The 12,134-nt window shown below is 66.0% G+C and carries 13 protein-coding genes and 1 tRNA gene; 6 read left to right on the top strand and 8 right to left on the bottom strand.

The features are described from left to right. Nucleotides 1-12: 12 nt before the first annotated feature. On the top strand, nucleotides 13-1,170 hold the full coding sequence (locus tag GFS60_RS10850; protein ID WP_159921148.1) for a sulfotransferase family protein: 1,158 nt from the start codon (nucleotides 13-15) through the stop codon (nucleotides 1,168-1,170). On the opposite strand, the gene GFS60_RS10845 is transcribed toward GFS60_RS10850, so the two are convergent. Continuing rightward, nucleotides 1,160-1,876 carry an arsenate reductase/protein-tyrosine-phosphatase family protein gene (locus GFS60_RS10845; RefSeq protein ID WP_159921146.1) on the bottom strand — a complete coding sequence of 239 codons (717 nt, stop codon included), beginning with the start codon at nucleotides 1,874-1,876 and terminating at the stop codon, nucleotides 1,160-1,162. The genes GFS60_RS10850 and GFS60_RS10845 overlap by 11 nt on opposite strands. 286 nt (nucleotides 1,877-2,162) lie before the next feature. On the opposite strand from GFS60_RS10845, the gene GFS60_RS10840 reads away from it, so the two are divergent. Then, on the top strand, nucleotides 2,163-2,771 hold the full coding sequence (locus tag GFS60_RS10840) for a ClpP family protease (protein ID WP_109328632.1): 609 nt from the start codon (nucleotides 2,163-2,165) through the stop codon (nucleotides 2,769-2,771). A gap of 4 nt (nucleotides 2,772-2,775) precedes the next feature. Further along, on the top strand, nucleotides 2,776-3,372 hold the full coding sequence (locus GFS60_RS10835; protein ID WP_159921144.1) for an ATP-dependent Clp protease proteolytic subunit: 597 nt from the start codon (nucleotides 2,776-2,778) through the stop codon (nucleotides 3,370-3,372). On the opposite strand, the gene GFS60_RS10830 is transcribed toward GFS60_RS10835, so the two are convergent. The 3 genes from GFS60_RS10830 to GFS60_RS10820 all read right to left on the bottom strand — a co-directional run bounded on the left by GFS60_RS10830 (nucleotide 3,369) and on the right by GFS60_RS10820 (nucleotide 6,440). Further along, complete coding sequence (locus tag GFS60_RS10830) at nucleotides 3,369-3,701, bottom strand: helix-turn-helix domain-containing protein (protein ID WP_159921142.1); 333 nt, start codon at nucleotides 3,699-3,701, stop codon at nucleotides 3,369-3,371. The two genes, GFS60_RS10835 and GFS60_RS10830, sit on opposite strands and share 4 nt — an antisense overlap. 109 nt (nucleotides 3,702-3,810) lie before the next feature. Further along, entirely contained in the window at nucleotides 3,811-4,656 is an 846-nt protein-coding gene (locus tag GFS60_RS10825; protein WP_159921140.1) for an alpha/beta fold hydrolase, read from the bottom strand. Continuing rightward, nucleotides 4,653-6,440 carry an N-acyl-D-amino-acid deacylase family protein gene (locus GFS60_RS10820; protein WP_159921138.1) on the bottom strand — a complete coding sequence of 596 codons (1,788 nt, stop codon included), beginning with the start codon at nucleotides 6,438-6,440 and terminating at the stop codon, nucleotides 4,653-4,655. Before GFS60_RS10820 ends, GFS60_RS10825 begins: the two co-directional genes overlap by 4 nt. A gap of 97 nt (nucleotides 6,441-6,537) precedes the next feature. Here GFS60_RS10820 and GFS60_RS10815 point away from each other — a divergent pair, with 97 nt between their 5' ends. Next, nucleotides 6,538-7,146, top strand: coding sequence for a TetR/AcrR family transcriptional regulator (locus GFS60_RS10815; RefSeq protein WP_159921136.1), 609 nt, complete (start codon nucleotides 6,538-6,540; stop codon nucleotides 7,144-7,146). A gap of 72 nt (nucleotides 7,147-7,218) precedes the next feature. Here GFS60_RS10815 and GFS60_RS10810 read toward each other — a convergent pair. Next, nucleotides 7,219-7,290: transfer RNA gene (locus tag GFS60_RS10810), tRNA-Cys, on the bottom strand. 106 nt (nucleotides 7,291-7,396) lie between these two features. On the opposite strand from GFS60_RS10810, the gene GFS60_RS10805 reads away from it, so the two are divergent. Beyond that, entirely contained in the window at nucleotides 7,397-8,680 is a 1,284-nt protein-coding gene (locus GFS60_RS10805; RefSeq protein ID WP_397518068.1) for a multidrug effflux MFS transporter, read from the top strand. Between the two features lie 54 nt (nucleotides 8,681-8,734). Next, a complete protein-coding gene (locus GFS60_RS10800) occupies nucleotides 8,735-9,268 on the top strand; it encodes a MarR family winged helix-turn-helix transcriptional regulator (protein WP_005252880.1) in 534 nt (177 codons plus the stop codon). 57 nt (nucleotides 9,269-9,325) lie between these two features. On the opposite strand, the gene GFS60_RS10795 is transcribed toward GFS60_RS10800, so the two are convergent. Genes GFS60_RS10795 through GFS60_RS10785 form a run of 3 tightly spaced genes read right to left on the bottom strand, consistent with a single transcriptional unit; the run spans nucleotide 9,326 to nucleotide 12,131 of the window. Further along, the gene (locus tag GFS60_RS10795; RefSeq protein WP_159921132.1) at nucleotides 9,326-10,102 is read right to left on the bottom strand and encodes an enoyl-CoA hydratase; all 777 of its coding nucleotides are present in this window, start codon (nucleotides 10,100-10,102) and stop codon (nucleotides 9,326-9,328) included. Further along, nucleotides 10,099-11,013, bottom strand: coding sequence for a 3-hydroxyisobutyrate dehydrogenase (gene mmsB, locus GFS60_RS10790; RefSeq protein WP_159921130.1), 915 nt, complete (start codon nucleotides 11,011-11,013; stop codon nucleotides 10,099-10,101). Before mmsB ends, GFS60_RS10795 begins: the two co-directional genes overlap by 4 nt. Then, nucleotides 11,010-12,131, bottom strand: coding sequence for an enoyl-CoA hydratase/isomerase family protein (locus tag GFS60_RS10785; RefSeq protein ID WP_442972197.1), 1,122 nt, complete (start codon nucleotides 12,129-12,131; stop codon nucleotides 11,010-11,012). Before GFS60_RS10785 ends, mmsB begins: the two co-directional genes overlap by 4 nt. Nucleotides 12,132-12,134 lie beyond the last annotated feature (3 nt).

Raw genomic sequence — 12,134 nt, 5'->3', positions numbered from 1 at the left:
AACCGGACCATCATGAGTGAGCGCACCACCGTCGGCACGGTCGAGGACCTGCACGAGTCGGCGACCCGCATGACCGGGTTGACCGACTTCGGCTCCGACGACTACACCGAAGCACTCGGCGTACTGCTGGACTCCTACGCCACCGACGAGCAACTGACACCGCTGGGCAGCAAGGTCGCGCGGGTCTTCCTGCGCGGCGCGCTGGTGGCCCGGTTGCTCAGCGAGGCCGCGTGGAAGCAGAACCCCGAGTACGCCGACGTTTCGATCGACCGCCCCATCTTCGTCACCGGGCTTCCACGAACCGGGACCACGGCTCTGCACCGGCTCTTGACTGCCGATCCGTCGCACCAGGGACTCGAGATGTGGTTGACGGAGATGCCACAACCACGGCCGCCGCGGGAAACGTGGGCGTCGAATCCGGTGTTCCAGAAGATCGAGGAGGGCTTCAGTCGTCACCACATCGAACGGCCCGAGTTCATGGGTGTGCACTACATGTCCGCGAGCGAGGTCGAGGAATGCTGGCAGCTGCTCCGGCAGACCTTCAAATCGATTTCCTACGAGTGCCTTGCGAATCTGCCGACGTACTCGCAGTGGCTTGCCGGTCAGACGTGGACCAACGCCTATCAGCGGCACAAGAAGAACCTGCAATTGATCGGTCTCCCCGACCGCGACCGCCGCTGGGTGCTCAAAAATCCCAGCCATTTGTTCGCCCTCGACGAGTTACTCGCGGTGTATCCGGATGCTGTGGTAATCCAGACGCACCGGCCCCCACGCACCATCGTCCCCTCGGTGTGCAGCCTGGCGGAGCAGGCAACCGACGGATGGTCCGAGAAGTTCCGCGGCAACGTGATCGGTGAGAGCCAGCTCGACTTGTGGGCGCGCGGGCTCGAGCAGTTCACCGAAGTCCGCGCTCGGCACGACAGCGCCCAGTTCCTCGACGTCGACTATCACGACTTCGTGGCGGACCCACTGGGGACCGTAGAGGGTGTCTACACCCATTTCGGCCTCGAGCTGACCCCGTCGGCGCAGTCGGCCATGGAGGCCATGCATGCCGAGAGCCGCGCCGGCGACCGACGGCCGTCCCACAAGTACACCCTCGAGGACTTCGGACTCTCGCCTGAACAGGTGGATGAAAGGTTCGCCGACTACCGGTTCAGTGCTACCAGGTGACGGGGTAGTCGAGGATCGACGACGCCGCCCGCGCCGCGACGAGGGGTCGCGGCGACAAGGGCAGCATGAACGTCGGCGCCGCCGTCGGCGTGGGGGCCCGGTCCGGCGTCGGCACGGGCTCGGGCTCCGGCTCCGGCTCCGGCGCGGGATCCGGACACATGGCCTCGTCGACCTCGGGATTCGTGGCCGACTCGAGGTCGAGTACATCGAGCAGTGACATCAACGACGCGGCGATCTGATCACCCACCTGCGTGAACGCGGCCTCGCTCAGCCCGACCGGGTCGCTGATGTTCGGGTTCTCGATGGGCCCGTAGTCCCGTCGCGCTACGGCAAGTTCGGCGACGGTCCGGGCACCGGTGTCCCTCGCGATCCGGTGCGCTTCGCGCAGCGTGAACGTGCAGTGACTCGTCCCGAGGACCAGCTCCATCGAGCGATCCCGGAGCTGCTCGGTCATGGCCAGCACGAGGTCGGCTCTCTTGATCATCTCGGGGCGTAGTCGTCGTGCGGTGAAACCGTCGGCGCTGGCGCCCAGACCTTCCACTACTCTCGCCGCGATCGGTTCGATGGGGAATCCGACCAGCGCCCGCACACCGGCGCTTTCCGCAGTGAGATGCGAAATACCGCGGTCCACGGCATAGGCGCGCGTCAACCGCTCTGCGATCGGCGAACGGCAGACGTTGCCGCTACAAACGAACAGAACGTGCATGAGGGCACCCTAACCATCAAATCCACTCGGAGACAGACCGATGTCCACTGGCCGAGCGGTCTGTTTACGTCGTTCACGTTCCGGTCGTGAGTACTTCATCTACTCGTCGCCGCCCCGACACCTTTCTGGGTAAATGCCCAGCTCGACCTTGGCCCGAGGGGCCCGAAGCGACGCGCGCGATCTGCGTCACATCGTGCCCACCGATGTTCCGACGTCAGTAGATGCCGTGTCTGCCCACAGCAGACAATCGCCGATCGAGTACTCATACGCCGGTAGTACTGAGGTCATGACCACAGCCACACTTGCTGACCTCAACTACCGCGATCTACTGGCAGACCGGCTTTTCCGTCAGCGAACCATCCGCCTCACGGGCGAAGTGGACGACGCAATGGCGGAGCGTGCCTGCTCGGAGCTGGTTCTGCTCGCGGCCGCCGACCCCGAGCGCGACATCGTCATCTATATCAATTCGCCGGGCGGTTCCGTCTTCGCGGGACTGGCCATCTACGACACCATGAAACTGATCCCCAACGACGTGGTCACGGTGGCCATGGGTTTTGCGGCCAGCATGGGGCAAGTGCTTCTCTGCTCCGGAACCCGAGGCAAGCGAATCGCTCTCGCGCACAGCCGGATCATGATGCACCAGCCCTCGGCAGGCATCGGTGGAACAGCCGTCGACATCGCCATTCAGGCCGAAAGTCTCGAACGGATGAAACGTCAATCGCAGCAGATTCTCGCCGACGAAACCGGTAGGCCTGTCGAGGAAATCGCAGCCGACAGCGACCGCGATCGCTGGTTCACCGCAGACGAGGCCCGTGAGTACGGGATCGTCGACCGGGTGGTATCGACCTTCGCCGAAATCGCGCCCCACACCACCGCTCCCAGGATAGGACTCTGACGCCATGTCCCAGTACACCATTCCGAATGTCATCGAGCGGACGCCGGCGGGTGAGAGGTCGTTCGACATCTTCAGCCGGCTGTTGAACGAACGGATCGTCTTTGTCGGCACGGAGATCGACGACGGTGTCGCCAATGTGGTGATGGCTCAACTACTTCACCTTCAGGCAGACAGCTCCGACCGGGAGATCGGGCTCTACATCAACTCACCCGGCGGGTCCACCACGGCGATGCTCGCGATCTACGACACGATGCAGTTCCTGCGGCCGACGATCGCGACGTACTGCATGGGCCAGGCCGCTTCGGCCGCCGCCGTGCTACTGGCCGCGGGAACGAAGGGACACCGTCACGTTCTCGCACATTCCCGAGTTCTGTTGCATCAACCGTCCACGCAGGGCAGTGGCACGATCTCCGATCTCGCCTTGCAAGCCGCCGAAATACTGCGGGTCCGTTCGCAGACCGAAGAAATTCTCAGCAAGCACAGCGGGCAGAGCATCGACCGTCTTCGTCAGGACACCGACCGGGATCGAATCTTCAGCGCCCGGGAGGCCATCGACTACGGGTTGGCCGACACACTGATCACCACGGGACAGGAGAACTAGGCCGCGAGCATCGTGGGAGTGCCTCGTCCGGCGTTTCTATTCGTGGCACCGATCCGGCGCCCCGACCGGAACAGCAGGTGTTCCACCGGCAGACCGAGCGCACCACACACTGCGCGCAGCATTTCCGAGGACGGTTCCTTCTTGCCGCGTTCGATTTCGGAGAGGTACTGCTTGGACATGCCGACCTCTGCGGCGACATCCTCGAGACTGCGGTCCTGGTCCCGGCGCGCGTCCCGAAGCACCCGCCCGTAGAGCTCGCGCACCAACGGCTCCTCCCGCGGGTGCTCGGGAGCACCCGTCACCAACGTGAGTCTGCGCTGCGGTTCCATACCTCCGGAGTCTTCCAGACGGTGTTCCCGGACGAGGCGGCGTTCACCGACAGCGGACAGCCGGTCGGTGTGACGACATCAGGCGAGTGCCAGGTATCGCGACGGGTCGCTAGTGATCGCGCAAGTGGTTGCCGAGTAGTTCGTCGAGGCGCTCGGCGGCCTCGTCGGGGATCCAGTGGCTTACGCCGTGCAGCACCTCGTACGTGTACGGGCCGTCGACGAACCTCGCGGTCAGTTCGGGTCCTACCGGGCCGATTGCCGTGTCGCCGTCGCTCCAGACGAAGAGAGTGGGTACGCGGACCTTGCCGGTCACCGAACCCGGCGAGGCCAAGAACATTGCGCGATACCAGTTCAGGGCCCCCCGAGCTCGACTCCGGTCGCGCATCGATTCGAGGTCGCGCTTCGCCCGGTCCGGGGCCTGCCCGCTGGAGAGCAGGGCACGGTAGCCGTAACCGTCCGAGGCGATCATCCGCTCCGGGATCCACGGCAGCTGGAACGCGAACATGTACCAGGACAGCAGGATCTGACGACTGGTGAGCATCGCCCGCAGGAACGCCGCCGGGTGCGGCACCGACAACGCCGTGAGCGTGCGGATCCGGTCGGGCCGTTCCGCCGCGATACCCCACGCCACCGCAGCGCCCCAGTCGTGCCCGACGACATGCACCGGGCCGAGGCCTGCCTGGTCGATGAGCGCGACGACGTCCGCTACCAGCTCCGAGGTGCGGTACGCCCAACGGGCGCGAGGCCTGGCCGCGGCCGAATAGCCGCGCTGGTCCGGCGCAAGGGTGCGGAAACCGCGCCTGTGCAGCAGTGGCGCCACCTTGTCCCATGATCTCGAATCCTGTGGGAAACCGTGGAGCAGCACCACGGGGGCTCCGTCGATCGGACCCTCGTCGCGAACGTCGAACGTCAGCCCGTTCCTGATGAACGTGGTGACGCGTCCGTTGCCTGTCATCGATCACTCTCCACACGGTCACGGGCGTGCGCACCGGACAACCCGGCGCGCAGGAACTTCCCCGTCTTGTGTACGCCGAAGCCACCGGTGAACTGTCCGTCCCGGTAGACGAGCTTGCCGTTGATCACGGTAGCGACAGCGGCGCCGTCGCTACGGTTGACCATTCTTCGCAGGCCGCCGTACTCGGGAACCTCGGCCTCGAACAGTCCGTCGACCGTGTCGTCGAGTCCGGCGGGGTCGATCACGACCAGATCGGCGCGGTCGCCCTCCCGCAGGTGACCGGCATCGATGCCGTACCAGTCGGCCAGCTCGCCGGTGAGGCGGTGGACGGCCCGCTCGACCGTCAGGAACGGCGTGCGGTCGGTCTGCGCGTCCTTGACACGCTTCAGCAACCGGATGGGGTAGTTGTAGAAAGCCATGTTGCGCAGGTGCGCGCCGGCGTCCCCGAAGCCCATCTGCACACCGGAACTGGCGGCCAGCTTCTTCGCGAACTTCGGCCGGTGATTGGCGATGGTGGTGCGCCACCGGAGGTCCGTGCCGTACTTCACGACGAGGTCGAGGTAGGCGTCGACCGGATGGACACCGCGCAGCTCACCGACCGCGCCGAAGGTGCTGCCGATCAACGTCTCGTCGGGACATCCGACGATGACGGCGTCGTAAAAGTTGCGGTGCCAGATGCGCGGGCTGAACTTGTCGTCGTACTCCTTCCGGAACTGGCGCCGGTACGACTCGTCCTGCAACAGCGCGTTGCGCTCCACCTGGTCTTTGAGGTGGAGCGCGGCCGCGCCCGCGCCGAACTCCTCGAACACCACCAGATCGATGCCGTCCGCGTACACGGTGAACGGCACGGGCAGGTGCTGCCACTTGAAGTCGGTCTTGGCGAATCTGTTGAGCAGCGGCGCAGCACCGAGCATGAAGTACACGATCGGCGGGTACGCCTTGGAATCCGCCGCGGAGAGTAGCGACGTCTTGAGAGGCCTGCGGCGGCCGAGACCCGAACTCTCGGCGAAGAATCCGAGAATGTTGGGATGCAGGTTGATCGTGGGTGCGCTCTGCAGGATCTTGCCGCGCTCGCGAAGGATCCGGTTGAGGAAGCGGAATTCGCGCCACCGCGCATAAGTGGAAGGCAAAGAACGCGAACGATATTCGTCGCCATCGATCTTGTCGAGCGCATTCGTCATCGATGACAGACCGAGGAAACCCGCATCGAGGGCCTCGGTGACCATCGCACCCATCCGCTCGAGTTCTCCGGCGCTGGGCTTCACCCGCCTGTCGGTGCCGCGGCCGAGCCCCAGCACGCGGGTGCGAATGTCGGAGTGCCCGATGAAACCGGCAACATTGGGACCGAGCGGAAGCGATTCGAGCGCGTCGACGTATTCGGCCGGATTCTGCCAACTCTTGTTGTCGTCGAGGATGCGCAGCACCGAGTCGTAGGGCACGGCCTCGACCCGGCTGAACAGGTCGGCGCATTCACGGGGTGTCGAATACACCGTCGACAACGAGCAGTTCCCGAGGACAACGGTGGTGACGCCGTGCCGGACGGATTCGGGCAGGCCGGGGCTGACCAGGACCTCGGCGTCGTAGTGCGTGTGCACGTCGACGAAGCCGGGCACCACCCACTTGCCCGCCGCGTCGATCACTTCGGTGTCGTGCCCGACGGAGAGGGGCTCCGCGGAGGCCCTGACGACGACTCCGTCGCGAATGCCCAGGTTCCGGCGGCGAGGCGCAGACCCGGTTCCGTCGAACCACAGCCCTCCATCGACCACTATGTCGAAGTCCGACATGTTGCGCTCCTCACACTCAGTTGGTGTTACACGACGTTACGTACACCGTTGAGTGAAAGTCAATGGGGTGTGCCGTCCCGTCCCTTAGAGTGCAGAGATGCCCGCCGCTCCCCGCTCCCCCGCAGATCGGCGCGCGCAGATCCTCGACGTCGCCATGCGACTCCTCGACTCGGTGCCGTTCGAGCAGCTGTCGATGGATCAGGTGGCGGCCGAGGCAGGCGTCTCGTCGCCACTGTTGTTCCACTACTTCAAGAACAAGCACGGGTTTCGCAACGCAGTGCTCGAAGCCTCGGCCACCGAGTTGCAGCGGAGGATGACGCCCGACACGTCGCTCCCCCTTTCGGCGCAACTGCGTGCGGGTGTCGAGACGTTCGCCGAGGCGGTGATCGCGCACCCCGCGATTTATCTGGCCGTCATGCGCATGGCGGGCAGCGGGGACGACGGCATGCGAAAGATCTACCGGGGAATGCGGCGCACGTTCACCCAGGAGATCGGACGTGCGCTCGCGCAAGTCGGAGTATCGACGACCCCGGCACTCGAGGCGGCGATCCAGGGATGGCAGGCATTTATGGAAGAGATCGTCCTGTCGTGGGTCGATCACCCGACGATGTCGCGCTCAGAAATGATCGACCTCTGCGAGCGCGGCCTCTACTGTCTGCTTCCGGCCGCAGGCGTCGACCACGGCATTCGCCTCGAAGACGGGTGATCGGCACGCGGTACTACCCGTGCCTACGTATCGAGACCGGCAGGCGCATCGTGCGCCTGCCGGTCTTCCGCGAGCGAGTGACGGGACTCGAACCCGTGTGAACGGCTTTGCAGGCCGGTGCCTCACCATCTCAGCCACACCCGCGGGGTAGAGCTGATACTGCCCGGAGGGCATCGACGCCGAAAGGTTTCGATTCACTGTGATTTTGATCCCGGTTCCGGGCCGACACGCCGATGCGGGAACAAACCAGGTGTCCTCGTTGCTGTCCCCCCTTATGACGGCTATCGATGAGACCTCCGCCTCACCTACCCGACTTCGGGCACAAGCAACCCCCGACACCGGCACCGCCGCAGCCGATCGGCCGAGCCTGCGGATCGTGCTGGTGCTCGGCGCACTCATCGCGCTCGGACCGTTCACTATCGACATGTACCTGCCCGCCCTCCCCGACATCGGCACCGACCTCGGAGCGTCGTCGTCGGCCGTGCAGTTGACCATCACCGGGACGCTGCTGGGCCTCGCGCTCGGCCAGTTGATCGTCGGTCCGCTCGCGGACAGCCTCGGGCGCCGGCGACCGTTGATCGCCGGAATCGGCCTGCATGTCCTCGCCTCAGTGCTCGCTGTCTTCGCGCCGACCGTCGCCGTGCTCGGTGCGCTCCGGGTGTTCCAGGGCATCGGCGCCGCCGCAGCCGCCGTCGTCGCCGTTGCCGTGGTACGTGACCTGTACAGCGGAAACATGGTCGCGGTCGTCATGTCACGGCTGATGCTCGTCCTGGGTGTCGCACCCGTGCTCGCCCCCAGCATCGGCGGCGCGCTCCTCATCGCTTTGGACTGGCGCGGGATTTTCGTCGTCCTCGCGCTCATCGGAACGCTCACGGCACTGATCGGCGCACTCGCCCTGAAGGAGACGCTCCCACCGGAGCGACGACGCACCAGCAACCTCTCCTCGGTGCTGTCGACGTACAAAAGCCTTCTCGGTGACCGCAAGTTCATGGTGCTCACACTGGTCTCCAGCGTCGGGATGGCCTCGTTGTTCGCCTACGTCTCCGGCGCGTCCTTCGTATTCCAGAATCAGTACGGCCTCGACGAGCAGCAGTTCGCGCTGCTGTTCAGCTCAGGCGCGATCGCTCTGATCGGCGCCTCCCAGCTCAACGTCCGCGCCCTCGCCCGGTGGTCGCCCCAGCAGATCACGATCGCCTCACTGGCCTTCGCGACCGTAGCGGGCGCCGCCTTGCTGGTGACCGCCTACCTCGAACTCGGCGGTCTGGTCGGCTTCGTCATTCCACTGTGGTTCCTGCTCGCCGGTGTCGGGTTCGTCCTGCCCAACGCCCCGGCACTGGCACTCGGCAGGCATGGCGAGGCAGCCGGCACCGCCGCTGCCATGCTCGGCGCCCTGCAGTTCGGCGTCGGCGCGCTCATCGCTCCGCTCGTCGGAGTCCTCGGCAATACGGGAGTCGCCCTCGGTGCGACGATGACGATGTGCGTCGCCCTCGGACTCGTGGCACTGCTTGCCACCGCGCGGGCGGACGCGCGCTGACGACACAGTCCGCGCGCTTTCGCAGCCCGTCACCCGACATGGGATGATCGACGCATGCCACCACCGTCACCACTTCATCTCGACCCCATCGAAGAGGCCCACCGGCAGTGGACGAAGCACGGCTGGGGTGATGTTGCCGACGGGATGGCTGCGGTGACCTCGGTGATGCGGGCACAGCAGATCATGATGGCCCGGGTGGAAGAGGTGCTCAAGCCGTCGGGGCTCACGTTCGCCCGGTACGAATTGCTGACACTGCTGACGTTCACGCGCACCGGCGCGCTCCCGATGGCGAAGGCCAGCGCGCGCCTTCAGGTTCACCCGACCAGCGTGACGAACGCCGTCGACCGGCTCGAGACGGCGAATCTCGTGCGACGCGTGCCCCACCCCAGCGATCGCCGTGCGACCCTGATCGAAATTACCGACGCGGGAAGGAAACTGGCCGTCGAGTCCACCGAGCGACTCAACGCCCAGGTGTTCTCGAGTCCCGGCGTGTCCGGCGACAAGCTGGAACAATTGGTCACGATCCTCGCCGAACTGCGCCGCGAGGCAGGCGATTTCGACACCGGAGACGCCCCCACCAAGTGGTGAGACGACTGTTGCCCCGCACCGTTTTTCGGTGCGGGGCAACAGTTCTTGTGACGGCTACTAGCGGTGTTTGAAGACCGGTGGGCGTTTTTCGACGAACGCGGTCATGCCTTCTTTTTGGTCTTCGGTGGCGAAGGTGGAGTGGAAGACTCGTCGTTCGAAGCGGATTCCTTCGGTGAGGGTGGTTTCGAAGGACCGGTTGACGGCTTCTTTCGCCATCATCGCCACCGGTAGCGACATGTCGGCGATGGTGGTCGCGGTCTGCAGGGCCTCGTCGAGCAGGTCCGCGGCGGGGACGATCCTCGAGACGAGTCCGGCGCGTTCGGCTTCCTCGGCGTCCATGTTCCGGCCGGTCAGGCACAGTTCCATCGCCTTGGCCTTACCGACCGCCCGGGTCAGCCGCTGCGAGCCACCGATCCCGGGGATGACCCCGAGTTTGATCTCGGGTTGCCCGAACTTCGCGGTGTCCGCGGCGATCAGGATGTCGCAGAGCATCGCCAACTCGCATCCACCGCCGAGCGCGTATCCGGCGACCGCAGCGATGGTGGGGGTGCGGGCCGCGGCCACCTTGTCCCAGGCGGAGAAGAAGTCGTCGAGGTAGACGTCCATGTACGACTTGGGTTGCATCTCCTTGATGTCGGCGCCGGCGGCGAACGCCCGATCCGATCCGGTGATCAGGATGGCCCCGATCTCGGCATCCTTGTCCAACTCGTCGACCGCGGCGACGACCTCACCCATCAGTTGTGAGTTCAGGGCGTTGAGGGCCTTCGGGCGGTGCAGGGTGATGATCCCGACCCGGCCCTTACGGTCGAGCAGGATGGTCTCGAAGTCGGTCACTGGTTCCCCCCGGCCTGCGCGGTCTGTGCGGTGGAGCGGTCGCGGATGTCGTTGACGATGGCCGAGAAGTCCTCGCCGCCGTGCCCGCTGGCGTGGAACCGGCGATACAGTTCGGCGGCCCGCAGCCCGAGGTCGGCCTGAACATGGTTGGTGGTCAGCGCGGTCGCGGCGAGACCGAGGTCCTTGTCCATCAACGCGGCCGCGAACCCGGGCTGGTAGTCGTTGTTGGCGGGGCTGGTCGGTACCGGTCCGGGTACCGGGCAGTTGGTGGTCAACGCCCAGCACTGCCCGGACGCGTTGGAGGCGACGTCGAACAGGGCCTGGTGGCTCAAACCGAGCTTTTCGCCGAGGACGAAGGCCTCGCTGACCGCGATCATCGACACCCCCAGGATCATGTTGTTGCAGATCTTCGCGGCCTGCCCGTTGCCGGGGTTGCCGCAGTGCACCACCTTCTTGCCCATCACCTCGAGCAGCGGCCTCGCGGCCTCGAAGTCCTCATCACTGCCGCCGACCATGAACGCGAGGGTGCCCGCGGCCGCGCCCACGACCCCACCGGAGACGGGGGCGTCGACCGAGCGGTGCCCGGCGGTGACGGCCTCGTCGTGCGCGGCGCGGGCGTCCGCGACGTCGATGGTGGAGGAATCGATGAACAGGGTGCCCGGCTTCGCGGCCGGCAAAATCTCCTCATACAGGCCGAGGACGAGCTTGCCGTTCGGCAGCATCGTGATCACGACCTCGGCCTCGCGGACGGCGTCGACGGCCGACTCGGCGACGGTGACCCCGTCTTTGGTGGCCTGTTCGAGGGCGGCGGGCGCGAGGTCGAAACCGACCACCGTGTGCCCGGCCTTGACGAGGTTGGCCGCCATCGGACCACCCATGTGGCCGAGTCCGAGAAATCCGATAGTGCTCATGATGCAGTCCCTCCTGGACGCGTATCGCTAATCGAAACCGCTGCCGGGACGGCTGCGGCTGTCGGGGCGGGGGTGGGTGGGGTGAGGCCGAGTTCGAGGTTCCCGAGCGGGGCGAAGAACGCCTCGACCTGCTCGTCGGTCACCTCGTCGAGGGTGGCGGGGGACCACTGCGGGTTGCGGTCCTTCTCCACCACCTGCGCGCGGATGCCCTCGACCAGATCAGGGGAGGACAGGCAGGCCACCGACACCCGGAACTCCTCGTTGAGGACTTCCTCGAGGCTGCCCGCCGCCCGGGCCCGGCGCAACGATTTCAGGGTGACCGCGCACGCGGTCGGCGACTTCGACAGGATCTGCTCGGCCGCCTTTTCCGCCTCCGGCACCCCGCTGCCGCGCAGGCGGGCGATGATGTCGGGAACACTGTCCGCGGAGTAGGCGGCGTCGATCCAGCCCCGCTGCGCCACCAGTTCCGAGGGCGGGGCGGGTTCGGTGAACCGGGCCAGGGCGTCGTCGACCGAGGTCTGTGTGAGTGCCTCGATAAAGCTGTCGATCTGCGCCGAGGGGATGTAGTGGTCGGCGAATCCGCACGCGATCGCGTCCCCGGCGCTCAGGCGGGCGGTGGTCAACGCGATGTGGGTGCCCAACTCCCCGGGGGTGCGGGCCAACAGGTAGGTGCCGCCGACGTCGGGGACGAACCCGATCCCGGTCTCGGGCATCCCGATCATCGACCGTTCGGTGACGACCCGGACGCTGCCGTGCGCGGAGACCCCGACGCCGCCGCCCATCACGATCCCGTCCATGATCGCCACATACGGCTTGGGAAAGTTCGCGATGGCCGCGTTCAGGATGTACTCGTCCCGCCAGAACTCCCGCGACCCGGTACCCCCCTCTCGGGCGTCGTGGTAAATCGACACGATGTCCCCGCCCGCGCACAAACCCCGCTCACCGGCCCCGGTAAGTACCACCGCCCGCACCTCGTCGTCGTCGGACCACGCGGCCAACGCCGCCGCGATCTGCCCCACCATGCCGTGGTTGAGGGCGTTGATCGCCTTCGGCCGATTCAGCACCAGCCGGCCCACACCGCCGCTCGTGTCGACAATGACCTCAGATTCCGAATTCAGGTC

Source organism: Rhodococcus sp. WAY2, assembly GCF_009859915.1.
Taxonomy (GTDB): Bacteria; Actinomycetota; Actinomycetes; order Mycobacteriales; family Mycobacteriaceae; genus Rhodococcus_F; species Rhodococcus_F oxybenzonivorans.
This window is presented reverse-complemented; position numbering and strand designations above follow the sequence as displayed.